This window comes from Burkholderia sp. AU18528 (assembly GCF_002223215.2).
GTDB classification, from domain to species: Bacteria; Pseudomonadota; Gammaproteobacteria; order Burkholderiales; family Burkholderiaceae; genus Burkholderia; species Burkholderia semiarida.
This window is the reverse complement of record NZ_NKFC02000006.1, coordinates 1,183,635-1,206,772: the sequence shown is the minus strand read 5'-3', so window position 1 is coordinate 1,206,772 and position 23,138 is coordinate 1,183,635. Positions and strand designations below refer to the sequence as shown.

Genomic DNA, 23,138 nt, shown 5'->3' with positions numbered 1-23,138 from the left:
TTTGCAATACATGCCATAGACTGTATTTTCCGATTACAAACGATTGCCTGTCATCTCGCGGAGCGCCCGATGGCCTTTCCTGTCCAGACCTTGACCCAGTTGCGTCCGATACTCGTCGGCTTCCGCAAATCCGCGGGGCTCACGCAGGCGCAACTGGCCGCGCGCCTCGGCATCACCCAGCAATCCTATGCGCAGCTCGAAGCCAACCCGTCGGCGGCCAGTATCGAACGGCTTTTGAAGGTGTTGAACGCGCTCGGCGTTCGCATGATGCTCAGCCTGGACGAACGGGATGCGCGGGCGGAAGCGGCCGATCCGGCTTCCGATGCCGAGCCGCCGGCGCGCCGCAAGCCGGCCGCGAGCAAGCGCGGCACCACGGCCGCGCAATCCCCGGCCGGGGCCGCGGCCGACGCGGCGCGGAAGCGCCCGGCAGCGACGACTCGGGCCAGGCCACGCGTGTCGAAGCGGGAGGACTGGTGACGATGGCTGCACGCGCCCGCCATGATCGGCTCGACCTGTGGATGAACGGCATTCCAGTCGGCTATTGGGAAATCCGGCGCGGGGTCGAGCGTCTCGTGTACCTGCCGGACTGGCTCGACGATCCCCAGGGCCGGCCACTGTCGCTGTCGCTGCCCTTTACGCCCGGCAACCAGCCGCACCAGGGCGCGATCGTGGCCGACTACTTCGACAACCTGCTGCCCGACAGCGAGCCGATCCGCCGCCGCATCGCGCAGCGTTATCGGCTCGGATCGACGGCGCCGTTCGAATTGCTCGCGTCGGTCGGCCGCGATTGCGTCGGCGCGATCCAGATGCTGCCGCCCGACGAGACGCCCGCCGATCTCGAGGCGATCGAAGGCGCGACGCTCGACGATGCAGCCGTTGCCGACGTGCTGCGCCACGCGACCGCCGCGCCGCTGCCCGGCCACGCGGAGCCGGAAAGCGATCTGCGCCTGTCGATTGCCGGCGCGCAGGAAAAAACCGCGCTGCTGCGTCAGGGAAACCGCTGGCTGCGCCCGTCGGGCAGCACGCCGACGACCCACATCTTCAAGCTGCCGCTCGGGCGCGTCGGCAACATGCAGGCCGACATGCGCACGTCCGTCGAAAACGAATGGCTGTGTTCGAAGCTCGTCGCCGCGTACGGCCTGTCGGTCGCGCCGTGCGAGATCGGCCGGTTCGACGACCAGAAGGCGCTGATCGTCGAGCGCTTCGACCGGCGTCCGTCGCGCGACGGCTCGTGGATCCTGCGACTGCCGCAGGAGGACATGTGCCAGGCGACCGGCACGCCGTCGGGGGCGAAATACGAGTCGGACGGCGGCCCCGGCATCGAGACGATCATGGGCATCCTCGCGAATTCGGCCGATGCGGTCCGCGACCGGATGAATTTCTTCGTCGCGCAGCTCGTGTTCTGGGTGCTGGCCGCGATCGACGGCCACGCGAAGAACTTCAGCATCGCGCACCTGCCCGGCAATGCGTATCGCAGCACGCCGCTGTACGACGTGCTGTCCGCGCATCCGATCATCGGTACGCGCCGCAACCAGATTCCGCCGCGCCGCGCACGCCTCGCGATGGCCGTCTGCGGGAAGAACCGGCATTACGTGATCGGTGAAGTCCAGCCGCGCCACTGGATCGCGCAGGGCCGGCGCGTGGGCCTGACCGAAGACGACGTGCGCGCCGCGATGGCGGCCGTCGCCGCCCGCACGGAACCCGCGATTGCCGAAGCCGCCGCGCAGATCCCGGCGGATTTTCCGGCGGACGTCGCGGATGCGATTTTCGCCGGCATGCGTCGGCACAGCCGCAAGCTCGCGGCGGCCGATTCGGCGTGACACACCGACGGGCCGCGACGGGCTGTCGGCCTTCGCGGCAACACGTCAGCCCTGGATCGACGGGCAGCCCCGACGGAACGGAAGCCGTGACGCCGTCGCCGATACGGCATCGAGCGCCCCCGCGCCGGACCGCGCGCCGGCCGCCGGCGTTTGATCGTTCAGCCCGCGTCGCGCGCGCGGGCGAGTGCCGCGAGGTTGCCCTCGCCGAACCCGTGATGCCCCTTGCGCTGCACGATCTCGAAGAAGATCTCGCCGGGCCGGCGCTTGACGAAGGTCTGGAAGAACAGCCTCGGCACGCCGTCGCGGCCGATCTCGCCATCGACCAGCACCGCGCGGCGGCGCAGCGCATCGAGATCGACGCCGTGCCCGGGCAGCCGCGCATCGACGTCGTCGTAATAGCGTGCGGGCGGCTCGATGAACTCGACGCCGTTCGCACGCAGCGCATCGACGCACGACAGGATGTCGTCGGTCGCCAGTGCGACGTGCTGGACGCCCTCGCCCGGATGGTCGGGCAGGTACGCATGCATCAGCTCGGTGCGCCGCGTGCCTTCCTCGTACACGGGAATCCGCACCGCGCCGCACGGCGACACCATCACGCGCGATTCCTCCGACACATGCCAATGCGCGTCGATCTGGTGGATCTCGCGAAAATGCAGCAGGTCGTGGTAGAAATCGAGCCACTCCTGCATGCGGCCCGCGCCGACGGTTTGCGTGAAGTGGTCGACCTGCTGCAGGCCGACGCCGGCGCAATCGAGATCGGTATGGGCGGTCGCGATGTCGATCGGCCGGAAATCGATGTCGAAGATCGAGATGTCGCCGACGCCGCCGCGCTGGCCATCCCGCCCGCGCCAGCGGTCGACGAAATACAGGTGCGAATCGCCGATGCCCTGGATCGCCGGAATCTTGAGTTCGCCGACGCCGACCTTTTCGCCCTCGAACGCCCACGCACCGAGCTGGATCGCACGCTCGAACGCGCGCCGGGCGTTCGCCACGCGCAACCCGATCGCGCAGACGCCCATCCCGTATTCCTCCGCATAGCGCGCGGCGAACGAATCGGGCTCGGCGTTGATCAGGAAATGCATCTGCCCCTGCCGATACAGCGTGACGTTCTTGCTGACGTGCCGCGCGATCGCCTTGAATCCGAGCTGCTCGAAGCGTTGCGCGAGTGCGTCCGGCACGGGCGCCGCGAATTCGACGAATTCGAGGCCGGCCATCCCGAGCGGATTGGCGGCCGGATCGGCGACGGGCGGCGTATCGCTGGACAGGGGGTGGGAATTGCCGGGCATTCCAGTCTCCGGGGACATGCGTCGATGGGGTAGCGTGCCTGTCGCGCGCGGCATGCGCGGCCGAGGTGGCGGCCGCACGTGCGCTCCGGACGGGCGAGTTGTCGATGCTGCAGATTTTAACCAGATCGTTCACGGCGGCACACCCCGGCCGAACGGGATATCGTCGCGCCGCCTAGTGCAAACCCGAAAATCGTTCGATAATCGCACGGACTTGAACGATAATCGCGCAATTTATCCGATTGGCCGATTGCCGCCGTGCGGCGCGCGCCCTATTCTGCGTTCACTCATCGACTTCAATGCAGCATCGGACGCGGCGCCGCCACGATTCCACGATGCGCCGTGCCAGGAGACATCGCCATGACCCCCACCTTCGACACGCTCGACGCCGCCGCCGGCGCCCGTGCGCGCAACCAGGCCCGCAAGGCCGCGATCGGCAGCTTCGTCGGCGCCGTCGTCGACTGGTACGACTTCCTGCTGTACGGGATCGTCGCCGCGCTGGTGTTCAATTCGGAGTTCTTCCCGAAAGTCAGCCCGACGATGGGCACGCTCGCGGCGTTCGCCACCTTCGGCGTCGGCTTCCTGTTCCGGCCGCTCGGCGGCATCGTGTTCGGCCACTACGGCGACCGGCTCGGCCGCAAGCGGATGCTCGTGCTGACCGTGATGCTGATGGGGCTGTCGACCGTCGCGATCGGCCTGCTGCCGACGTTCTCGACGATCGGCTGGTGGGCGCCCGTGCTGCTGGTGCTGATGCGCGCGATCCAGGGTTTCGCGGTCGGCGGCGAATGGGGCGGCGCGGCGCTGATGGCCGTCGAAAGCGCGCCGAAGCAGAAGAAGGCGTTCTACAGCAGCGGCGTGCAGGTCGGCTACGGCGTCGGGCTCGTGCTGGCCACCGGCATCGTATCGATCCTGAGCCATACGCTCGGCGAGGCCGCGTTCAAGTCGTGGGGCTGGCGCCTGCCGTTCGTGTTCAGCATCGTGCTGGTGCTGATCGGGCTGTGGGTGCGCAAGAACATGGACGAATCGCAGGAATTCGTCGAGAAGGTCGAGCACGGCAACCGCAAGCTGCGCCTGCCGGTGCTGGAAGCGCTGACGCGCCATCCGAAGGCGTTCCTGCTGATCGTCGCGCTGCGGCTCGCCGAACTGTTCACGATGTATATCGTCACCGCGTTCGCGCTCAGTTATTCGACGACGAACCTCGGCATGTCGCGCGACCTGTTCCTGAACATCGGCCTGCTGGTGGGCGCGGTGAGCTGCGTGACGATCCCCTGCTTCGCGTGGCTGGCCGACCGCTACGGCCTGCGCCGCATCTATCTGATTGGCGCGCTGATGGGCGTTGCGTCCGCGGTGCCGTTCTTCCTCGCACTGGAAGCGCGGTCGATCGCGTGGATCGTGATCTTCTCGATCCTGCTGGCGAACGCCGCGCACGACATGGTCGTGAGCGTCCAGCAACCGCTGTTCACCGAGCTGTTCGGCGCCGAGTACCGCTACAGCGGCGCGGGCGTCGGCTACCAGTTCGCGAGCGTCGTCGGCGGCGGGTTCACGCCGTTCATCGCGGTCGGCCTCGTCAGCGTGGCCGGCGGTTCGTGGCACCTCGTCGCCGGCTATCTGGCGGCCGGCTGCCTGATCTCGCTGGTGGTCGCCGCACGGATGCGGGCGGCGCAATGACGCGATGAGCGCGTGGCCGGTCGCCGTCCGCGGTCGGCCACGCGGCTGGTCATTCGGCCATGCCGGCCGGCATTCGACCTGCTGCTTCACGGGCGCGACGTCAAACACTGTCAGTTACGCGCGCCGATTCCCCTTTTCCCCTGCGAACATTCCACGCCGCGTGCCGACCAATGGCATCATATGGGCCTACGTCAGTCACCGATACGCCCCCATATCATGTCGAATCTCATCGTCCACGGCGGCACTCCGCTGCGCGGGGACATCAAGCCGTCCGCGAACAAGAACGCCGTCCTGCCGATTCTGTGCGCCACCCTGTTGACCGATCAGCCGCTGCGCCTCGTCGGCGTGCCCGACATCACCGACGTGCGCAAGATCCTCGACATCTTCCGCACGCTCGGCAGCGACGTGTCGGTCGATTTCACGACGGGTCTGCTCGAGCTTCACCATCGCAACACGACGTTCGATCCGGCGGTCCACCGGCTGCCCGAGGCGATGCGTTCGTCGATCATGCTGATTCCGCCGCTGCTCGCGCGCTTCGGCGTCGCGCGCCTCGAGAACGACGTGAAAGGCTGCACGCTCGGCGTGCGCGAGATCGATCCGCACGTCGAGGTGTTCGAGCGGTTCGGCGCGCACATCGAACGCACGCCCGATTCGCTGATCGTCCGTACCGACGGCCCGCTGACGGCCAACGATCACTGGCTCGACTACGCGTCGGTGACGACCACCGAGAACTTCGCGCTGTGCGCGACGGCCGCGAACGGCACGTCGACGCTGATGAACGCGGCATCCGAGCCGCACGTGCAGGAGTTCTGCCAGTTCCTCGCGATGATCGGCGTCGCGATCGAGGGGATCGGCACGTCGCGGCTGTGCGTGACGGGCGGCGGCAAGCTCGGCGGCGGCGAGTTCCGCTTCGCCGAGGATTTCCACGAGATCGCGACGTTCCTCGCGCTCGGCGCGATCACGGGCGGCGACATCACGGTGCGCAACTCGTCGCCCGAGCATTTCCCGCTGATCGACCGCACGTTCGCGAAATTCGGCGTCACCGTCACGCACCGCGACGGCTGGTCGCGCGCGGAGCGCGACGGCCCGCTGCGCGTGCGCCGGCCGTTCACGCAGAACATCCTGACCAAGGTCGAGGCCGCGCCGTGGCCGTACCTGCCGGTCGACCTGCTGCCGATCTTCATCGCGCTCGGCGTACGCGCGGAAGGCAGCGCGATGTTCTGGAACAAGGTCTACGACGGCGCGCTCGGCTGGTCCGGCGAACTGTCGAAGTTCGGCGCGCACGTGCTGCTGTCCGATCCGCACCGGCTGATCACGTTCGGCGGGCTGCAACTGACGCCGGCGCGCGTCGAGAGCCCGTACATCATTCGCGTCGCGATCGCGCTGCTGATGGTGGCCGCGAGCATCGAAGGCCGCTCGGAAATCATGAACGCGCTGCCGATTCGCCGCGCACATCCGCATTTCGTCGAAAACCTGCGTTCGGTCGGTGCGAACGTCGAGTGGACGAGCAGCGAGTAAGGTCGTGACGGATGCGGCGCGCGCAACGGCCGCGTCGCATCCGGTTCGTCCGCTTTTCATGCCGTATCGGCCGTTTCCATGCGCGGCCGCGCGGCGTTCTGCCATCGGTTGCCATCAGTCCGCGTCAGCACGCTGCGTGCTGCTTCACGCCTTTTCCCGTAGTCGGCGTCAGCCTGACGATGCGTCATCGGGACGTCTACTCCCGCGACCCGCCGGCTTTTCCCGCTCGCGGAAAACCAGATTCGGACCCGTCCAATTGCCGAAACGTGAGCCCGGCCATAGCCTGCTTTCCTGATCCGGCGGAAAGTGCAAAAAACCGCACATCCTCCCTCCAGCACGAAAATGCACAGCCTATGGAACCCCGATTCACCCTGGCGCAGATGCGCGACGTCTGGATCGACGCGTATCGTCACGCCGATGTCGAACAACTCGATTTCGTCGCGAGCCCGCATTTCTTTGTCCGGCACGAAGCTCGCATTCGCCCGAAAGCGCAATTTCTTGCGCGAATGCGCGTCGTAGCGGCCGAACGCACACCGGACAGACCGGCTATCGCATATCGGGACGAAACCATGCAAATCGTTACGCGCGGACGGTGCGCGACGATAACGGGCATCGGATCGGTACGGATCGATCAGGCAATCGATTCCCGCTTCGATTTCGTTGAGCAGTGGTGCGTGATCGACGCCCGATGGCGCATTGCCGCGCTCTGGCACGAACACAAGTAAGCTGGGCGGCGCCGCAGGCGCGTTCCGGCGCTTGAATGGGTCGACTCAATCCGGCTCGTTTGCGTCGTTCCGCCTGAACCTGAAATCGCCCGGCAGCTTGCCTCTGAAACGCCTCAACGGCAGCAGAAGCGCTTCGGGGCTCGCGTGGCGGCTCGCGGCCAAAGCACCGGCATGGTGAACGACTATTTCGACTTCGTCGCCTTCACGTAGCCCCAACGCGTCGACCAGACCGGCCGGAAGGCGCACGGCCAGACTATTCCCCCACTTTGCAACCCGCATACGTCCTCCTTGAATGGATGTCGCCGACTCTATATCGGCCCCTATCCCACGGGCAAGGATGGCGGATCAACCGACCTCCCGCTCCCCCACAACTCGCGCGATAATCGCCCACTCCCGCGCGAACACCGCGCGCCACCGCCCACCCGTGATGACGAAAAAGCCCGACCTCGACCGACGCGACTGGATTGCCGGCCTCGAAAAAGGCCTGATGATCCTGGAGGCCTTCGACAGCCAGCACGCGCGCATGACGCCCACGCAAGCCGCCGCGCGCACCGGCCTCACGCGCACGGCCGCGCGGCGCTACCTGCTGACGCTGGAATCGCTCGGCTACGTGTACACCGACGGCAAGCTGTATGGCCTCACGCCGCGCGTGCTGCGGGTCGGCTGGTCGTATTTCGATTCGGCGCGCCTGCCGCGCACGGTCCAGCCTTATCTGCAGCAGTTGAGCGCGTCGCTGAACGAATCGGCGTACGTCAGCGTGCTCGACGGCTGGGAGCTCGTGTTCATCGCGCGCAACGGCGTGTCGCGCGTGATGACGACGGGCTTCGTGCTCGGCGCGCGTGTGCCGGCGCCGCTGACGTCGCCCGGTGTCGTCCTGCTCGCCCATCATCCCGATCGCGAAGCCGTGCGCGCGTGGCTCGACGAGACCGAGCTGGCGCCGTTCACGCCGCACACGATCACCAACAAGGCGCGGCTGCTCGAACAGGTCGACCGGGCGCGCGAAGCCGGCTACGCGGCGATCGAGCAGCAATTGCAGGTCGGCGTACGCGGGATCGCGGTGCCGCTGAAGAACCGTCACGGCGAAGTCGTCGCCGCGCTGAGCACGAACATGCCGATCGGCGCGGAGACGACCGACGCGGCCGTGCGGCGCGTGCTGCCGCATCTGCAGGAAGCCGCGCTCGCGATGCTCAACGTGCTGTAGCAGCCGGTGCCGCCGCCGTCACCCGATCCGCCACCACCGCGGCAGCAGATCGCGCACTTCGCGCCGCCGGTAACGGTCGTCGATCAGATGCACGACGCCCTCGTCGTGCTCGGTGCGGATCACGCGCCCGGCCGCCTGCACGACCTTCTGCAGCCCCGGATACAGGTACATGTAGTCGTAACCGTTGCCGAAGCGCGCGTCCATCGCGCGCCGCATCTGCTCGTTGATGTCGTTGACCTGCGGCAGCCCGAGCGTCGCGATGAACGCGCCGATCAACCGCTCGCCGACCAGGTCGACGCCTTCCGAGAACGCGCCGCCCAGCACCGCGAAGCCGACGCCGCGTCCGCCCGCGTCGAAGCGCGCGAGAAACGCGTCGCGCTCGCTTTCGGCCATGCCGGCCACCTGCGCCCACACGGGGACGTCCGGATGGCGCGTCTGCATCAGCGCGACCACACGCCCGAGGTAGTCGAAGCTGCTCAGGAAGCCGAGATAGTTGCCGGGCCGTGCCGCGTATTGCGCGGCGATCAGGTCGGCGATTGGTTCGAGCGAACGATCGCGGTCGCGCCAGCGCGTCGACACGTGGCTCGCGACGCGCACCGTCAGTTGTTCGGCGCGGAACGGCCCGTCGACGTCGAGCCAGCCGGTATCGCCTGGCAGCCCGAGCGTGTCGCGATAGAAATGGAACGGGCTCAGCGTGCCCGAGAACAGCACGGTCGCGCGCGCGGCTTCGTAGCGCGGCGCGAGGAAGCCGGCCGGGATCACGTTGCGCACGCACAGCGTCGACTGGACACGGCGCCGGCGGCCGGCCGTCGCGACGCCGTCGAGCGCCGGTTGGCGCGGCATCGGTTCGCCATGCAGCGTCGCGTCGAAGATCGACGCGCTGTCGAACGCCTCGGCCAGCACGCCGAACTGGATCGCCTCGAAATGAAAACGCAGCAGCGCGTCGCCGTTCGCGCGAGGCGCGTCGGTCAGGTGTTCGCCGATCGCCGCGACGAGGTTCTGCACGGCCGACACGATCGGGCCCGGCACCTCGGGATAGGCGGCATAGCGCTCCGCCTGCGCGCGATTGAGCGTCCCCCACGCGCGGGCGAGCCGGTCGAATGCCTTGCGCAGTGCGGCGGGCGCGGCTTCGCGCGCGGCCGCGAACGCGAATGGATCGAGCGACGCGCTGTACATCTTGCGGGCGCGGTCGAGCAGGTTGTGCGCTTCGTCCACGAGCACGCCGACGCGCCACTGGTTCTGCTGCGCGAGCGTATGCAGCATCGCGCTGCCGTCGTAGTAGTAGTTGTAATCGCCGATCATCATGTCCGACCAGCGCGCGAGCTCCTGCGCCAGGTAGTACGAACAGACGTCGTGCGCGAGCGCGGCGGCGCGCACGGTCTCGCGATCGAGCAGCCCGGCCTCGATCGCCGCATCGCGCGCGGCCGGCAGCCGGTCGTAGAAGCCCTTCGCGAGCGGGCACGATTCGCCGTGGCACGCGTTGTCCGGATGCTCGCACGCCTTGTCGCGCGCGACGAGTTCTAGCACACGCAGCGGCAAAGCGGGCGTGCCGGCGCCGAGCGTCGTCGCCGCTTCGAGCGCGAGCGCGCGGCCGGGTGTTTTCGCAGTCAGGAAAAATACATGATCGAGTTCGCCCTCGCCGCAGGCCTTCAGCAACGGAAACACGGTGCCGAGCGTCTTGCCGATGCCGGTCGGCGCCTGCGCCATCAGGCAGCGTTCGTCGCGTGCCGCGCGATAGACGGCCACCGCCAGCTCGCGCTGGCCGCTGCGGAACTGCCCATGTGGAAACGCGAGCGCGCGCAGCGCCGCGTCGCGCGCGGCGCGATGGGCCGTCTCGCGTTCGGCCCAGCCGACGAAGCACGCGCACTGCTCGGCGAAGAACGTCGCGAGCGCGCCGGCATCGAGCGTTTCCGTCAACACGGTCTCGCGCTCGGAGACGATGTCGAAATACACGAGCGCGACGTCGATTTCCTTCAGATCGCGCGCAGCGCACATCAGGTGCGCATAGACCTTCGCCTGCGCCCAGTGCAGCGCGCGGTGGTTGGCCGGCATCGCATCAAGGCTGCCGCGGTAGGTCTTGATTTCCTCGAGCCGGTTCGCCACGGGATCGTAGCCGTCCGCGCGGCCGCGCACGGTGAGCATGCCCCACGTGCCCGTCAGCGCGATCTCGGTTTCGTAGCGCGCGCCGCGCTTCGACGTGACCGCGCCGTGGCCGGCGATGCCTTCGAGCGCGGTCGGCGCGGGCGTGAAGCGCAGGTCGAGATCGCCGCGCCGCGCGGTGAACTCGCACATCGCCCGCACCGCGACGACGTAGCTCATGCGGACAACCCCGCCGCCTCGGCGTGCGCGACGCCCTCGCCGGCCCACTCGACGTCGACGACGCGCACCGGCATGCGGTGCGCGAGGCAGTAGGCGAGCCAGCGCGTCTGGTTGTCCTGCAGCCGGTCGCCGGGGCCCTTCACCTCGATCAGCTCGTAGCGTCGTTCGTCGGGCCAGAAGCGCACGAGATCGGGCAAGCCGGACCGGTTGCCGCGGATATCCGCGAGCAGGCGCGTGAACCACAGCCGCAGGTGCTCGGGCGGCAGGCACGCGAGCGCTTCGTCGAGCAACGCGTCGGTCAGCACGCCCCAGAACACGAACGGCGACTGCACGCCGGCCTTCGTCGCGAAATGCCGACGGATCGTGTCGCGGTACGCGCCCGAATCGAGCTGCGCGAAGCACGCGTCGAAGGCCGCCGCGCGACGCGCGGCGAAATCGGGCGCGTGCAGGTCGGCCGGGCCGCGCTGGAACGGGTGAAAGAACGCGCCGGGCACCGCCGCGAACACGGGTTCCCAGCACAGCAGCCCGAACAGCGAATTGATCAGCGTGTTTTCGACGTAGTGGACCGGCGACGCCGGCTGCGCGAGATGGTCGCGCACCGCGAATTCGACGCTGACGGAGGCGTCGGGACGCGCGAGCACGAGCGTCTCGCGCGGGACCGCCGCGGCGGCGGCCGCGCGTTCGACCCGCTGGCCGGCGCGGCGCTGCAGGCGCGGCAGCATGCGCTCGACGCGCTGGCGCTCCTCGTCGCTCTCGAAGCCGCCGCGCGCGTCGAGCGCCAGCGCGAGCGCGTCGCCGTCGCGCCCGCAGCGTTCGAGTACGCGGATGCGCCGATGGCGGCTGCCGGGCCATGCGCTGCGCGTGTACGCGTCGAGCGCGGCGCACCAGTCGGCACGGCGTTCGCATGCCTGGCCCAGCGCGAACAGCAGCTTCGCGCGGCGCGTCGCGAGCCACGGCTGCGCACAGTCGACCGCGTCCAGCGCGCGGATCAGATCGTCGAACGGCAGATCGTCGGGCCATGCGTCGAGCGCGTCGCGGCACATCTGCAGCGCGAGATATGCATCGACGTCGCCACGCTGCTGGAACGCGCGCGACGACGGCGCGATCGGCACGCTTTCGTACTGGAATACGCCGAGATCTGCGAGCACGAACTCGCTCCAGTCTTGATGCAGATTGCCGAAGAACATCAGCCGCAGCCGTTCGCACAGCGGGCCGACCGTCACGCGCAGCACGCGGTCGTCGGCCTGCGCGCACCACGCGTCGAGCGTTTGCGCGACGTCGTGCGCGGGCCTCAGCCGTTCGAGCCAGTCGGCCTTGCGCTCGCCAGCATGCGCGGCGAGCGACGGAAAGATGCGCAGCAGATCGGCCTTGGTCGACAGCGCGAACAGCTCGTCGAGCGTGAGCGCGGGCGCCGGATCGACCCAGCCGAGCGCGACGAGCGGCGCGGCGGCGTCGAGCGTGCAGCCGATCTCGTCGTACACGAGCTTGCTCGCGCGGAAATCCGAGCCATTGCGCATCAGCATCCGCACGAGCAGCGCGCGCGACGCCTGCGGCAGCGCCGCGAACTGCCGGACGAACGCATGCTCGTGCGCGTCGAACAGGTCGTCGTAACGCTCGCCGAGCCAGGCCAGCGCGCGTTCGAAATTGGTCAGATAGTAAAACGCCGGAGGCGTCGGCGAAGCAGGCGTCACGGGGATCGATCACTGTACGTTTGTACAGGTCGCAATCATAGCAAATGTGACAGGCAATGCCGCATACGGTATCGCCGTTCCGCTGCCCCGGCTTCGGTCAGAACTGGTAATTCACCGACATGTCGAACACGCCGTTGGTCGACTGCTGCGTGATCGGGCTGCGCGCCGCGCGGCCGACGAGCTGCTCGAGCGCGCCGTCCATCGTGACGAACCAGTGCTTGTTCACGAACCACACCATCGTCACGCCCACGCCGGCCGACTTGATCCCGGCCCCGGACGAATAGGCCGGCAGCCCCGAGCGCGCCGCCGCCCCCTGGTTCACGCCGAACCAGCTGTTCATGTAGCGGGAATCGGCGAACGACACGGTGGGCCCCGCGAACCAGAAGAAGTGTTCGTTGCTGCCGGGCATCGGCATGTACGCGGAAAAATCGCCGGTCCAGCCGTTCGACCCGCCGATGCTGCGCCGCACGTCCGCGCGCAGCACGAGCGGGAAATCCTTCGAGACCACGTAGTCGGCCGCGAGCTTCATCACGGGCGCCGCATTGATGTTGTCGAGACCGTTCAGATGGCCGAGATCATCGGCCGAACGGCGCCCGAGGTCATAGCCGACCGACAAACTCACGCGCCAGTTCGGCCCGCGCAGCACGTTCGCGCCGAGCCCCTCGCCGGTCGACAGGAAGAACAGGTCGCGATAGCGGATATCGAAATTCGGGCCGCCCATCACGCGATAGCGGTCGGAGCCCGCATAGCGCGGCTGCAGCGTCATCGCGGCGCCGACGCTGACCTGCCAGGTCGGGATATTCGGATTGAAGAGTTTGCGCAGCGGCACGCCCGCCGTGTATTGCCATTCGCCGAGCGGCGAAGGCGTCTGGGCCGACGCGTCGCGGGCGCCGGCGGCGGCGAGCGCCGCGAATGCCGACAGGCTGGATACGAACCGGCGTGCGCCGGGGGACAGCAACAGGCGAGCAACAGGGGTCAAGGCGGTCTCCGTCGGTTGCATGAAAGGAACCTGAGGGAAAGCGCGTCGCGCTTCGTCGGCTGCAACGGCACGCAGCCTGCGGCGCGAACGTAGCATGCGCTGAATTAATGGACATCCTACGCGACGCGCGCACAGACGCAAAGCGCCCGCTGTATGCGGGCACTTTGCCGGAAGCCGGCATGAGCCGGCGGATGATTGCGGAATCAGAAACGCTCGACGTGATAGTCGCCGGCGAGCGCGGCCGGACTGCGCGTCGACATCATCCGGGAGAAACCGTCGGCGAGCCGGCCGAGCGCCAACTGCTTCTGGCTGGCGTCCCAGTGCGTAAAGGTGTCGTACGCGACATCGTCGAACGAAACGGTCACGGCGACCGGGCGGCCGCTCGCGCGAAAGCCGATCTGCAGCACGCCGCCCGGCAATTCCTCGATGTGATAGTGCAGCGAACGCGATTCGAAATAGCGGCCCAGTACCTGAGCGATCGCGCGCTTGTCTGGCGATTGCACGTGAATGTCCATGACGGTCCTCCTTTTCAGTGTTCGCGCGGCCGGTGGTGGCGCACTGCCCCGGGCGGCATCCGCATCGGCGGCGGGTTCGACGGCGGGTCGCCCTGCGGCAGCCCGTCGGGCACGGGCGGGTCGACCGGGTCGTCGTGCCCGGGCGGCGGCGGATCCGGTTCGACGTCGGGTGTCGTCGGTTCGGGGCGGTGCAGCATGGATGGCGTCTTCATGTCACTCCTGCGCGACGGCGCGCGCATCTCGATGGCGAGGCGAGCCCCGCAAGCGCCGTGCCCGCTCTCGCGCTGTTCCGTTCAATCGTCGTAAGCGGCCATGACGAGCCACATCGTGCGCCCCTCGGCGGACAGTTGCACGGCGAGCGCGAACGGGTCGGACGGTTCGCATTGCGCGACCAGCGCCTGCTGGGCCCGCTCCGGGCTGTCGTAGACGACGTCGTTCAGCTCGCGCACTTCGTCCTTGCCGTCGAACATGCGCCGCTCCGGCCGGTAGACCCGCGATTCGCGCTTCCACGTATCGAAACGCTCGCGCACGTGGCCGAAATCGCCGCCGCATACGTTCGCGTCGTAACGTATCCTTTCCCTGGCTGCATTCATCGCGATGTCCTCTCGTCCAGACCGGACGCGTGCCCGGCCGTCCTGGCCGGCTTGCAAGCGCCGTGCCGCGTGCGCCGCGGGTACGCCGCTTGCGCTTCTCATCGACAAGGAGGTCCGACCATGATCGTTCACGCCACCGGCCGCCGCGACGCCGTGTCACCGGTTGCCGGAGTGCTCCGGCTCGCCACGTCGCGCCCGCCGTCCGAAGACAAGACGGAGGAGCGCATCGACGAAGGGCTCGAGGAGACGTTCCCGGCCAGCGATCCGCCCGCCGTCGGCGGTGCGACCCGTATCGACCCCGCCAAGCCGTCCGGCGAGCACGAACGTCGCGCGCCGCACGTCCCTTCACCGCCACCCGATCACGGCTGACGGCGGCACCCGGCCCGCGGTGCGGCAGCGCATGCGCGGGCCGGCGAAATCAGGAGCGATTCGATGAAAGTCCTTGAACGCAGATGGCATGAAATCAGTGGCGCGGCCGGCGTCGCGGCACTGGCCGCGATCGAAAGCGCGGTGGTGCTGGCGATCGTCACGATGACGGGGATTGGCCACTGACGTCCCGCGTTGATGCCCCTGCCGCGAGGCGGCGGCCGCCGTGGAAGATGTACAAGCGGGCTGGCAAATTTCTCCGTCCTCCGGCCGTCCGGGCCCCGCGTGCGCGCATCGCGCGCGGCACGCGGCCTGCTCCCGCCTCGATCCGCTCACGAAGGAGACGTTCATGTATCGCGTCAACGAGATCATGTCGCGCGACGTAGTATGCGTCGCACCGACCGACACGATTCGCCGTGCGGCCGAATTGATGCAGCGCTTCGACATCGGCGTGCTGCCCGTGTGCGAGGGCACCGAGCTCGTCGCGATCGTGACCGACCGCGATCTGGCGGTGCGGGCGCTGTCGCACGGTCATTCGCCCGATACGCCGGTGCACGCGGTGGCGTCCAGACCCGTGCAGTGGTGCGTGGAAGACGACGGCGTCGGCGACATTCAGCAGCGGATGGCCGACGTGCAGTTGCACCGGCTGCCGGTGCTCGATCGCAGCCGGAAGCTGGTCGGCATGGTGTCGCTCGGCGACATCGCGACGCGCGCGGGCGGCCCGGCGCGCGACGAGCTGGCCAATACGCTCGAGGACGTATCGCTGCCGCGCCGCCGCTGACCGGCATCCTTCATCATTCCGCGCGCCCCGCTCCCCCGGCGCCGTACCGCGCGATGAATTTGCGCGCGGACCGCGGCGCCGCTTCGACCAGGAGGTTTCGATGACAACGGACAAACCGTCGCGCGACGCCGCGCGCATCGTCGGCTCGAACCCGCGCACGGCCGCCGGCGGGCCGGGGCCCGACGTGATGGCCGCGCGCACGCTCGAAGACGATCGCGTGCTGACGATGGACGGCGACGACATCGGCAAGGTGAGCCACATCATGCTCGACGTACGCGCGGGACGGATCGCGTACGCGGTCGTGTCGTCGGGCGGCTTGCTCGGGATTGGCGACAAGCTGCTCGCGGTGCCGTGGAACGCGCTCGTTCTCGACGCCGAGCGCCAATGCTTCGTGCTGCCGGTCGACACCGCGCGCGTGCGCGAGGCGCCCGGCTTCGACAAGAGCCGATGGCCCGCGATGGCCGACCCCGAATGGGCCGAAGCGCTGCATGCGTACTACGGCAGCTCGCCTTACTGGCTGATCGAGGAAGGCGAAACGGCGCTCGATTCGCCGCCGTACGAGGCATCCCCCGGCGGCCCTGAAGACGGCACACGGCAGCACTGAAGCGCACCCGCCGCAATGCGGGTCAGTGCGCGGTGGCCACCGTCTTCGCGAGTTGCCGCGCGGCGCCCAGGTGCGCGTTCAACGTCGGCAGCGTGCGGGCCGCGAACGCGCGAAGCTGCGGGTCGCGACCGTCTTTCGCCTCGGTTTCGTAGAGCCGGACCGCCGCTTCCTGCGCGCGGGGCCCGGCCAGCGCCACGTACGCCGTATCGAATGCGTGCCCGTCCTTCGCTCGCAATGCCGTCACCTCCGGATCCACGAGCATCCGCGTCTGGACCGGCACGCCCTTCTGCGCGCCGAGATGCCGCAATTCGTCTGCGATACGCGCGTGATCGTCGACCATCCGGCGGGCGAAGGCTTTCACGTCCGCGTTCGACGATCGATCGAGCGCGAGCTGGCCGGCCTGTCGTTGCACCTTGCCGATCATGCCGGCCTTGTCGACGAACTCGGCGTCGATGCCGGCCGGCCGCTGCGTCATGCCGGCCTCGTCGGCGGTCGAGCCCGGCCGGATGACGCCCGGCGCGACCTGCGCGGACGAAGCGGGCGGCGCCTGCGCGTCCGACAGCGCGAACGTCCCGACACCGGCGGCGGCCATCAGCATGATGACTACCGGCCGACGCCCGCGTTGTTTCGTCCGGTTCGTTTTATTCATCCGGGCCTCCGATGTCGGGCGACGAAGCGGGGCCGGCCGCGCGGCTTCCCGTCACGCGGGACGATGGGCCGACGTGAAGAAATCGGTCCACGCGCCGTTGTGCCATGCGCCCTCGGTGCGCTCCACCGACAGCGCGCCGGCGGCGAGCATCGTCCGCTCCGCGAACGCGATCGTGCGCCGCGTCACGTGCGCGGCCAGCACGACGCCGTTTTCGCATTGCTTCAGTGCGCCATGTCCCTCCGGTGCATCGCCGCGCATCCGGCCGAGCGCGCCGCACAACGCGCCGACATAGGCGCCGACGAGCGGCACGCCGATCCACGCGAGCGGGGAATGAAGCCCGCCCAGATGGAGCACCGCGGCCCCGGCGAGCCCGACGACCGCGCCGATGGCCACGCCTTCCAGCGCGCCGAGGCCGCCCGGCCGCGCGGCGGAGTCCGCATAGACGTCGCCGCCGAGCCAGAACAGCGCGTGCTGCCCGGGTGGATTGAGAAAGAAGACCTTCACGTCGTCCCGATGGATGGCGTGGCCGCGCAGTTGCTCCGCGCAGCGTTCCGCCTGCTCGAGCCGCGAGAAACGGCCTGCGATGATGGTGTCCATGTCGAACCCTCCTGCCCGGTGACGCGCAGGGTCGCGGGCGCGCGACGCCCGATCGGCCCGGCGCTGGCCCGCGCATCACATTACTTCCGGCGGAGCTGCAGCTTGTCGCGCACGCCGCTCACGCCGCTGACGTCGTGCGCGACGCGGACCGCGGCCGCGCGTTGTCGCTCGTCGGGCACGTTGCCCGTCAATTCGACCACGCGGTCGTGAACCTGCACGTCGATGTCGCCGGAAGCCAGGCCGCGTTCGGCGACGAGCGCGGCCCTGACGCGGGACGCGAGCGTCGCGTCGCGGATCTGGCCCCCGACGGCCGACGCCTGGCTCGCCAGCTTCGCACGCGTGCCCTCCTCGGCCGATGCGTAGCGGGGCGTCGCGATCCATGCACACGACAACATCAGTATGCTCGCGATCCGCCCGATCGGCGTCCTGCGTCGCGTGCGTGCCGGCTTGCCGCCCGTGCCGTCGCGCCGCGTGCTTTCCGTTGCGTCCATCGTGCCTCCTTTTTCGTATGCGGCCGGGGCGGTCAGGCGGCCGGATAGCCGCGCCCGTGTATTGGCCGTCACCGCTCGCGCGGCTTCGCGTCGCCCGCGTCGTCCGGGGCGACATCGACGATCACGCTCGCGAGCGTGGGCATGTCGACCGGCTTGCACAGATACGCATCGAACCCGGCGGCCATCACGCGGCGCCGGTCGGTCTTGCCGGCGTGCGCGGTCACCGCGACGACCGGCAGATGCCCGCCGCCGTTCGGCAGGCGCCGGATCCGGTCCAGCAGCCAGTAGCCATCGCCGTCCGGCATCGCGAGATCCGACAGCACGACGCTCGGCGGCTGCCGTGCCACCGCGTCGAGCGCGTCGTGCCCCGAACGCGCGGTCGATACCTGCGCGCCCATCGTTTCGAGCGCGGCCGCGAGGCTGGTGCGCGACGTCGCGTCGTCGTCGACCACCAGCACGCGCTGACCGTCGAGTGCGACCGTATTGGCCATGCCCTTCGCGCGCGCCGGCCGCTCCACCGGATCGTCGGCATCCCAGCCGGCCGGCAGCGTCACCGTGACGGTCGTTCCGCGCCCGGCGCCCGCGCTCGTCGCGACGACGTCGCCGCCGTGCAGCTGCACGATGTTGCGCACGATCGACAGGCCGAGCCCGAGGCCGCGCTTCGGCGACGTGAACGCGCCTTCCGGCCGGCTGAACGTCTCGAACAGATGCGGCAGGCGTTCCGGCGCGATACCTTGCCCGGTGTCGGCGACCGACAACCGTACGCGTTCGCCCGCGCGCGTCAGCGACACGTTGATGCGGCCGCCCGGCGGCGTGAACTTGATCGCGTTCGACAGCAGGTTCGACAGGACCTGGCGCAGGCGTTCGCCGTCCGCCGGAATCACGCAGGCTGGCATCGCGTACTCGGTCGACAGCACGAGCCCGTTTGCCTGCGCCGTCGCGTCGAGTTCGCGCGCCGCGTCGCGCACGATCCGCACGAGATCGACCGGCACGCGTTCGAGGCGCAGCCGGCCGGTCGCGAGGGACGACGCGTCGAGCAGATCGGCGACCATGTGCGACAGCGACCGCGCGCTGCGGTCGATCGCATCGACCGCCTGTTGCGCGAAGCCCTGCCCGTCGGCGTTGCGCAGTACCTCGACCCAGCCGTAGATCACGTTCAGCGGCGTGCGCAGTTCGTGCGAGACCGTGGCCAGCAGCTCGTCCTTCAGCCGGTTCGACGCATCGGCCTGCACGCGCGCGTCGCGAGCGCCACGCAGCGAACGCAGGTCGCGGCGCTCGCTGCGGCGGCGTTCGCCCGCTTCGCGCAGCATCAGCGACAGGCCCGCGCAATGGCCCTCTGCATCGACGATAGGCGAAGCGGCGAAGGTGGCGCGAAACCGGCCGCCGTCGTGGCGCACGCAGAGTACGTCGAGCGGGCCGACCGGCGCGCGCAGGTCCGCGAACGACGCCGGCACCGCATGCCGGCGCAACCAGCGCGGCGCGATCATCGTGACGATGTCGCGTCCGCTCGCCTGCGCCGCATCGATGCCGAAGATTCGTGCCGCGGCCGGATTCCAGCTGGTGATGCGGCGCGCGGCGTCGATCCCGACGATCGCATCGGGCGACGCATCGACCACCTGACGCAGCAGTCCGTCGTCGCGCACGCCCGCGCCGGTGGAAGGCTCGCGGTGCGGCGGGTGCGGCTCGCCGCGGGCGGCGTCGAACGCGCGCGGACGATCGTTCGCGAGCAGCGGCTTCACGGCCGCCACCAGCACGCATTCGACGAAGCCGATCGCGACGAACGTGCCGGCTTGCGCGAGCAGCGTCGCCAGCGGCGCGGCGCGCCACCACCATGCGGCGATCACGCCGATGCTGGCGACGGTCGCGACCAGACCGCCGCCGAACGACGTCAGCCATGCGGCAGCCGCCACGCCGGCATAAAAAGGCAGCGGCGCAAATGGCGCGTGCTCGCCGACAGCCCGGATCGCCCACGCCTGCAGCGCGGACGCGAGCCCGACGGCCAGTACGACCCATGCACCCTGCCGGAACAGCTCACGGGTCAGAGTCCTCATTGCATCCTTGCATCGCGCCGGCTCCCGTCGTGCGGGGGGAATGCCGCCTTTCGGCCATCCGGCATGCCGTCGAACGCGCCGGGGCGAGCTTGAGGGCGTCAGCAAAGAACGTACCCGGGTGGCGGCGCATTCGCGGCCCGCGGCAGCCGATGGCCGGCCCCGCGCCGGCGCCCGGTGCGACCGGGCCGGTGGCGGGCGGGTTCGCCGGGCGCGCCGCCGCGATATGTCGCCGGCCGCTTTTTTCATCGGGTTTCTGTAAAAAAGCGCTGGTCCTGACCGAATGCGTCATCACGCCGGGGCCGGCGACAAACCCGATGGCCTGTTGCTTTCACTCACGCCGCGCACATTGGAATTTTCTATTCGGCGGCACCTTCGCGGTCGTTTCGCTGTCGATGATAAATATTGCAATCAACGGAACGTGCGATGCCGTTTTTCAAAACGGCCCGTGAACGCCTATGGGTGAATCCGCCAACCGGGCGAAGCAGCGCGCAGACGGTCGCCGGCTGTCCGGCCGGTCCGCCGCGATGCGCACGCTGCTCGCCCGCATCGAGAAAATCGCGCCGACCCGCGCGAGCGTGATGATTGCCGGCGAAAGCGGGGTCGGCAAGGATATCGTCGCGCGGCGGCTGCACGATCTGAGCGCGCGACGCGACGGTCCGTTCGTGCCGATGAACTGCGGCGCGATTCCGCCCGACCTGGCCGAGGCGCATCTGTTCGGGCACGAGAAAGGCAGCTTTACCGGTGCGATCACGCAGCGTGAAGGCTTCTTCGAAGCCGCGCGCGGCGGCACGCTGCTGCTCGACGAGGTCGCGGAAATGCCCGCGGCGCTGCAGGTGAAGCTGCTGCGGGCGATCGAGTCGAACACGATCGTGCGCGTGGGCGGCACCGAATCGATTCCGCTCGACGTGCGGTTCGTTTCGGCCACCCGTCACAATCCGGCCGACGCGGTGCGCGACGGCCGGTTGCGCGAGGACCTGTTCTACCGGCTCGCCGCGTTCGCGATCTACGTGCCGCCGCTGCGCCAGCGCGACGGCGACGTCGAGACGATCGCGCAGGAATTCGTCGACACGCTGAACGCGCGGCATCGCGCGCACAAGCGGCTGACCGACGCGGCGATCGTCGCGTTGCGCGCATATTCGTGGCCCGGCAACGTGCGTGAACTGCACAATACGATCGAGCGTGCATACATCCTGTCGGACGAAGGCATCGACGTCGCCCTGCCGAAGCAGCCGCTGCCGGCGGCCGCCAGCACGTCGGAAGGCGCGATGGCGCTGCCGCTCGGCGCGACGCTGCACCATGTGCAGCAACGCTTCATCGCGGAGACGTTGCGTCACTTCGATGGCAACAAGCCGCGCACGGCCAAGGCGCTCGGCATCAGCCTGAAGACGCTCTACAACCGGCTCGCGCTGATGCGCGACCAGGGCGGCTCTTGAGCGGCGCGGCCCGCATGGCGCGGGCCGCGAGCCACCCGGCCACGGGGCGCGTCAGGCGACCTTGAACTGCCCGACCGTCGTCGCCAGCGCATTCGCCTGGGACTGCAGCGCGGTGGCCGCCGCCGTCGACTGTTCGACGAGCGCCGCGTTCTGCTGCACCATTTCGTCGAGCTGGCTGACCGCGCGGTTCACTTCCTGGATACCGCGTGTCTGCTCGTTCGCCGCGTGCGTGATCTCGGAGATGATGGTCGTCACGTTCGCCACGTTGGACACGATCTCGCGCATCGTGTCGCCGGCCTGGCGTACCTGCCCGGACCCGGCCGACACGCTCGCAACCGTCGATTCCACCAGCACCTTCACTTCGCGCGCGGCCTGCGCGCTGCGTTGCGCGAGGCTGCGCACTTCCTGCGCGACGACCGCGAAGCCGCGGCCCTGCTCCCCCGCCCGCGCCGCTTCGACGGCCGCGTTCAGCGCGAGGATGTTGGTCTGGAACGCGATCCCGTCGATCACGCCGATGATGTCGCCGATCCGGCCCGACGCTTCCTCGATCTTCCCCATCGTCGCGACGACGTCCGACACGACCACGCCGCCGTGCGACGCGATCCGCGACGCGGCCGCTGCGCGTTCGTCGGCCTGGCTGGCGGCGGCGGCCGACTGACCGACGGTCGCGGTGATCTCTTCCATCGACGCCGCGGTTTGCTCGAGGCTCGCCGCCGCCGATTCGGTCCGCGACGACAGGTCCTGGTTGCCGGCCGCGATCTCGTTCGCGGCCGTGCGCACCGATTCGCTCGCGTCGCGGATCTGGCGCATCACGTCGTTCAGCTTGTCGACGAAGCTGTTGAACGAGCGCGCGATGTCGGCCACTTCGTCGCGGCCGGCGGCCGGCAGGCGCTGCGTCAGGTCGCCGGCGCCCGAGCCGATCGCGGCCATCGCCTGGCGCACCTGCGACAGGCGGCGGAATGCCGTCGTGGTGATCGCGCCGATGATCAGCGACGCCACGCCGACGATCACGATCAGCGTAATCAGCGACGCGGTCAGCAGCGAACGCATGCCGGCCGTCGCTTCGGCCTTGTCGAGCAGCACCAGCGCGTACCAGTCGGTGCCCGGCACGGGTTTCGCGCGCACCAGCTTCGCGTCGCCGCCGACGCCGACCTCGACCGGCGCGTTCGCCGCCGCGATCGATGCGACGCCCAGCGAACCGAGTTCGGGCGATACGTCGGCGACCGGCTTCAGCGTGAGCTTCGCATCCGGGTGCGCGACGACGTGGCCGCTGCTGTCGATCAGCATCCCGAAGCTCGCCGGCGTCGGGCGGATCGACTTGACGTTGGCGATCACGCTGTCCATCGACAGGTCCGCGGCGACCACGCCCTTCAGCGCGCCGTCGCGCAGGATCGGCACCGCGAACGTGACGACGAGGTTGCCGGTGCCGGCATCGACGTACGGCGGCGTGACGACCGGCTTGCCGGCCTGCGCGGCCTGCTTGTACCACGGGCGGCCGGTCGGGTCGTAGTCGGGCGGGATGCCGGTCGGGTCGGAGAAGTGGAACGCCTTGTCCGCATAGCCGGCATAGACGTTCGTGAAGCCGCCGGCCGCGGCCATCTGCTTGAACACCGGCAGCGGATCGGGCGTCAGCGCGGCATCCTGCAGCGACGCGATCATCCGGCTGCGGGTCGCGACCCAGTCGGCGATCCCCACCACGTGGCCGCTCGCGACTGAGACCAGGTTGCGGTCGATCGCGTCGTCGTTGTACGAGCGTGCGATGAAATAGTTGATCAGGGTCGTGGCGACGAGCGCGAATACGACGATGGAGACGCACGCGGCGAGAATGCGGGCGCGAATGGACGAAAACATGGC

24 protein-coding genes are annotated in these 23,138 nt (G+C 69.1%); 10 read left to right on the top strand and 14 right to left on the bottom strand.

Annotation, left to right across the window (positions count from 1 at the left end; all coding sequences use genetic code 11):
- Positions 1–69 precede the first annotated feature (69 nt).
- Together CFB52_RS22290 and CFB52_RS22285 are read left to right on the top strand one after the other, a co-directional pair.
- Positions 70–477 (top strand): helix-turn-helix domain-containing protein, encoded by a 408-nt coding sequence (locus tag CFB52_RS22290; protein ID WP_059574393.1) that lies wholly within the window; start codon positions 70–72, stop codon positions 475–477.
- A 2-nt stretch (positions 478–479) separates the two neighbouring features.
- Complete coding sequence (locus CFB52_RS22285) at positions 480–1,820, top strand: type II toxin-antitoxin system HipA family toxin (RefSeq protein WP_099317455.1); 1,341 nt, start codon at positions 480–482, stop codon at positions 1,818–1,820.
- Between the two features lie 158 nt (positions 1,821–1,978).
- Here CFB52_RS22285 and CFB52_RS22280 read toward each other — a convergent pair whose 3' ends face one another.
- Positions 1,979–3,106 carry a 4-hydroxyphenylpyruvate dioxygenase family protein gene (locus CFB52_RS22280; protein ID WP_059574395.1) on the bottom strand — a complete coding sequence of 376 codons (1,128 nt, stop codon included), beginning with the start codon at positions 3,104–3,106 and terminating at the stop codon, positions 1,979–1,981.
- Positions 3,107–3,463: 357 nt separating this feature from the next.
- Here CFB52_RS22280 and shiA point away from each other — a divergent pair, with 357 nt between their 5' ends.
- Together shiA and CFB52_RS22265 are read left to right on the top strand one after the other, a co-directional pair.
- Positions 3,464–4,771: a shikimate transporter gene (gene shiA, locus CFB52_RS22270; RefSeq protein ID WP_099317454.1), complete on the top strand. Its 1,308-nt coding sequence runs from the start codon at positions 3,464–3,466 to the stop codon at positions 4,769–4,771.
- A gap of 216 nt (positions 4,772–4,987) precedes the next feature.
- Positions 4,988–6,289, top strand: a complete 1,302-nt coding sequence (locus tag CFB52_RS22265) for a UDP-N-acetylglucosamine 1-carboxyvinyltransferase (protein WP_060310952.1) — start codon at positions 4,988–4,990, stop codon at positions 6,287–6,289.
- Between the two features lie 56 nt (positions 6,290–6,345).
- Here CFB52_RS22265 and CFB52_RS34715 read toward each other — a convergent pair whose 3' ends face one another.
- Both CFB52_RS34715 and CFB52_RS22255 read right to left on the bottom strand, forming a co-directional pair.
- Positions 6,346–7,008, bottom strand: a complete 663-nt coding sequence (locus CFB52_RS34715) for a hypothetical protein (RefSeq protein WP_257220611.1) — start codon at positions 7,006–7,008, stop codon at positions 6,346–6,348.
- Between the two features lie 51 nt (positions 7,009–7,059).
- A complete protein-coding gene (locus CFB52_RS22255) occupies positions 7,060–7,293 on the bottom strand; it encodes an AbrB/MazE/SpoVT family DNA-binding domain-containing protein (RefSeq protein ID WP_099317453.1) in 234 nt (77 codons plus the stop codon).
- Positions 7,294–7,441: 148 nt separating this feature from the next.
- On the opposite strand from CFB52_RS22255, the gene CFB52_RS22250 reads away from it, so the two are divergent.
- Positions 7,442–8,215 carry an IclR family transcriptional regulator C-terminal domain-containing protein gene (locus CFB52_RS22250; protein ID WP_059574399.1) on the top strand — a complete coding sequence of 258 codons (774 nt, stop codon included), beginning with the start codon at positions 7,442–7,444 and terminating at the stop codon, positions 8,213–8,215.
- 18 nt (positions 8,216–8,233) lie between these two features.
- Here the strand turns inward: CFB52_RS22250 and CFB52_RS22245 are convergent, their stop codons facing one another.
- From CFB52_RS22245 to CFB52_RS22220, 6 genes are all read right to left on the bottom strand, one after another.
- Positions 8,234–10,534 carry an ATP-dependent DNA helicase gene (locus CFB52_RS22245; RefSeq protein WP_099317452.1) on the bottom strand — a complete coding sequence of 767 codons (2,301 nt, stop codon included), beginning with the start codon at positions 10,532–10,534 and terminating at the stop codon, positions 8,234–8,236.
- Positions 10,531–12,225: a VRR-NUC domain-containing protein gene (locus CFB52_RS22240; protein ID WP_099317451.1), complete on the bottom strand. Its 1,695-nt coding sequence runs from the start codon at positions 12,223–12,225 to the stop codon at positions 10,531–10,533. The genes CFB52_RS22245 and CFB52_RS22240 overlap by 4 nt, the downstream gene beginning before the upstream one ends.
- Before the next feature lie 97 nt (positions 12,226–12,322).
- Positions 12,323–13,225 carry a MipA/OmpV family protein gene (locus CFB52_RS22235; RefSeq protein WP_180278238.1) on the bottom strand — a complete coding sequence of 301 codons (903 nt, stop codon included), beginning with the start codon at positions 13,223–13,225 and terminating at the stop codon, positions 12,323–12,325.
- Positions 13,226–13,407: 182 nt separating this feature from the next.
- The gene (locus CFB52_RS22230; RefSeq protein WP_059574402.1) at positions 13,408–13,719 is read right to left on the bottom strand and encodes a hypothetical protein; all 312 of its coding nucleotides are present in this window, start codon (positions 13,717–13,719) and stop codon (positions 13,408–13,410) included.
- Between the two features lie 14 nt (positions 13,720–13,733).
- The gene (locus tag CFB52_RS22225) at positions 13,734–13,931 is read right to left on the bottom strand and encodes a hypothetical protein (RefSeq protein WP_059574403.1); all 198 of its coding nucleotides are present in this window, start codon (positions 13,929–13,931) and stop codon (positions 13,734–13,736) included.
- 81 nt (positions 13,932–14,012) lie between these two features.
- A complete protein-coding gene (locus CFB52_RS22220; protein WP_059574404.1) occupies positions 14,013–14,312 on the bottom strand; it encodes a hypothetical protein in 300 nt (99 codons plus the stop codon).
- A gap of 120 nt (positions 14,313–14,432) precedes the next feature.
- On the opposite strand from CFB52_RS22220, the gene CFB52_RS22215 reads away from it, so the two are divergent.
- From CFB52_RS22215 to CFB52_RS22205, 3 genes are all read left to right on the top strand, one after another.
- Positions 14,433–14,681: a hypothetical protein gene (locus CFB52_RS22215; RefSeq protein ID WP_059574405.1), complete on the top strand. Its 249-nt coding sequence runs from the start codon at positions 14,433–14,435 to the stop codon at positions 14,679–14,681.
- A gap of 346 nt (positions 14,682–15,027) precedes the next feature.
- Positions 15,028–15,459, top strand: coding sequence for a CBS domain-containing protein (locus CFB52_RS22210; protein ID WP_059574406.1), 432 nt, complete (start codon positions 15,028–15,030; stop codon positions 15,457–15,459).
- Between the two features lie 100 nt (positions 15,460–15,559).
- Entirely contained in the window at positions 15,560–16,063 is a 504-nt protein-coding gene (locus tag CFB52_RS22205) for a PRC-barrel domain-containing protein (protein ID WP_099317450.1), read from the top strand.
- 22 nt (positions 16,064–16,085) lie between these two features.
- Here the strand turns inward: CFB52_RS22205 and CFB52_RS22200 are convergent, their stop codons facing one another.
- The 4 genes from CFB52_RS22200 to CFB52_RS22185 all read right to left on the bottom strand — a co-directional run bounded on the left by CFB52_RS22200 (position 16,086) and on the right by CFB52_RS22185 (position 19,851).
- Positions 16,086–16,661: a DUF4142 domain-containing protein gene (locus tag CFB52_RS22200; RefSeq protein WP_306532422.1), complete on the bottom strand. Its 576-nt coding sequence runs from the start codon at positions 16,659–16,661 to the stop codon at positions 16,086–16,088.
- Between the two features lie 102 nt (positions 16,662–16,763).
- On the bottom strand, positions 16,764–17,309 hold the full coding sequence (locus tag CFB52_RS22195) for a hypothetical protein (RefSeq protein ID WP_059574409.1): 546 nt from the start codon (positions 17,307–17,309) through the stop codon (positions 16,764–16,766).
- An 80-nt stretch (positions 17,310–17,389) separates the two neighbouring features.
- Positions 17,390–17,800, bottom strand: coding sequence for a BON domain-containing protein (locus CFB52_RS22190; protein ID WP_099317449.1), 411 nt, complete (start codon positions 17,798–17,800; stop codon positions 17,390–17,392).
- Between the two features lie 68 nt (positions 17,801–17,868).
- Positions 17,869–19,851 (bottom strand): ATP-binding protein, encoded by a 1,983-nt coding sequence (locus CFB52_RS22185; RefSeq protein ID WP_099317448.1) that lies wholly within the window; start codon positions 19,849–19,851, stop codon positions 17,869–17,871.
- Between the two features lie 149 nt (positions 19,852–20,000).
- On the opposite strand from CFB52_RS22185, the gene CFB52_RS34310 reads away from it, so the two are divergent.
- Positions 20,001–20,300 (top strand): hypothetical protein, encoded by a 300-nt coding sequence (locus CFB52_RS34310; protein WP_144029751.1) that lies wholly within the window; start codon positions 20,001–20,003, stop codon positions 20,298–20,300.
- A 6-nt stretch (positions 20,301–20,306) separates the two neighbouring features.
- Positions 20,307–21,284 carry a sigma-54-dependent Fis family transcriptional regulator gene (locus tag CFB52_RS22180; RefSeq protein ID WP_099317447.1) on the top strand — a complete coding sequence of 326 codons (978 nt, stop codon included), beginning with the start codon at positions 20,307–20,309 and terminating at the stop codon, positions 21,282–21,284.
- Positions 21,285–21,335: 51 nt separating this feature from the next.
- Here the strand turns inward: CFB52_RS22180 and CFB52_RS22175 are convergent, their stop codons facing one another.
- A complete protein-coding gene (locus CFB52_RS22175) occupies positions 21,336–23,135 on the bottom strand; it encodes a methyl-accepting chemotaxis protein (protein ID WP_059639466.1) in 1,800 nt (599 codons plus the stop codon).
- Between the last annotated feature and the right edge of the window lie 3 nt (positions 23,136–23,138).

Coding starts and splice junctions, on each gene's coding strand:
- CFB52_RS22290 (WP_059574393.1), top strand. CDS start 70: ATGGCCTTTCCTGTCCAGACCTTGACCCAGTTGCGTCCGATACTCGTC.
- CFB52_RS22285 (WP_099317455.1), top strand. CDS start 480: ATGGCTGCACGCGCCCGCCATGATCGGCTCGACCTGTGGATGAACGGC.
- CFB52_RS22280 (WP_059574395.1), bottom strand. CDS start 3,106: ATGCCCGGCAATTCCCACCCCCTGTCCAGCGATACGCCGCCCGTCGCC.
- shiA (WP_099317454.1), top strand. CDS start 3,464: ATGACCCCCACCTTCGACACGCTCGACGCCGCCGCCGGCGCCCGTGCG.
- CFB52_RS22265 (WP_060310952.1), top strand. CDS start 4,988: ATGTCGAATCTCATCGTCCACGGCGGCACTCCGCTGCGCGGGGACATC.
- CFB52_RS22255 (WP_099317453.1), bottom strand. CDS start 7,293: ATGCGGGTTGCAAAGTGGGGGAATAGTCTGGCCGTGCGCCTTCCGGCC.
- CFB52_RS22250 (WP_059574399.1), top strand. CDS start 7,442: ATGACGAAAAAGCCCGACCTCGACCGACGCGACTGGATTGCCGGCCTC.
- CFB52_RS22245 (WP_099317452.1), bottom strand. CDS start 10,534: ATGAGCTACGTCGTCGCGGTGCGGGCGATGTGCGAGTTCACCGCGCGG.
- CFB52_RS22235 (WP_180278238.1), bottom strand. CDS start 13,225: ATGCAACCGACGGAGACCGCCTTGACCCCTGTTGCTCGCCTGTTGCTG.
- CFB52_RS22230 (WP_059574402.1), bottom strand. CDS start 13,719: ATGGACATTCACGTGCAATCGCCAGACAAGCGCGCGATCGCTCAGGTA.
- CFB52_RS22225 (WP_059574403.1), bottom strand. CDS start 13,931: ATGAAGACGCCATCCATGCTGCACCGCCCCGAACCGACGACACCCGAC.
- CFB52_RS22220 (WP_059574404.1), bottom strand. CDS start 14,312: ATGAATGCAGCCAGGGAAAGGATACGTTACGACGCGAACGTATGCGGC.
- CFB52_RS22215 (WP_059574405.1), top strand. CDS start 14,433: ATGATCGTTCACGCCACCGGCCGCCGCGACGCCGTGTCACCGGTTGCC.
- CFB52_RS22210 (WP_059574406.1), top strand. CDS start 15,028: ATGTATCGCGTCAACGAGATCATGTCGCGCGACGTAGTATGCGTCGCA.
- CFB52_RS22205 (WP_099317450.1), top strand. CDS start 15,560: ATGACAACGGACAAACCGTCGCGCGACGCCGCGCGCATCGTCGGCTCG.
- CFB52_RS22200 (WP_306532422.1), bottom strand. CDS start 16,661: ATGCTGATGGCCGCCGCCGGTGTCGGGACGTTCGCGCTGTCGGACGCG.
- CFB52_RS22195 (WP_059574409.1), bottom strand. CDS start 17,309: ATGGACACCATCATCGCAGGCCGTTTCTCGCGGCTCGAGCAGGCGGAA.
- CFB52_RS22190 (WP_099317449.1), bottom strand. CDS start 17,800: ATGGACGCAACGGAAAGCACGCGGCGCGACGGCACGGGCGGCAAGCCG.
- CFB52_RS22185 (WP_099317448.1), bottom strand. CDS start 19,851: ATGAGGACTCTGACCCGTGAGCTGTTCCGGCAGGGTGCATGGGTCGTA.
- CFB52_RS34310 (WP_144029751.1), top strand. CDS start 20,001: ATGGCCGGCCCCGCGCCGGCGCCCGGTGCGACCGGGCCGGTGGCGGGC.
- CFB52_RS22180 (WP_099317447.1), top strand. CDS start 20,307: ATGGGTGAATCCGCCAACCGGGCGAAGCAGCGCGCAGACGGTCGCCGG.
- CFB52_RS22175 (WP_059639466.1), bottom strand. CDS start 23,135: ATGTTTTCGTCCATTCGCGCCCGCATTCTCGCCGCGTGCGTCTCCATC.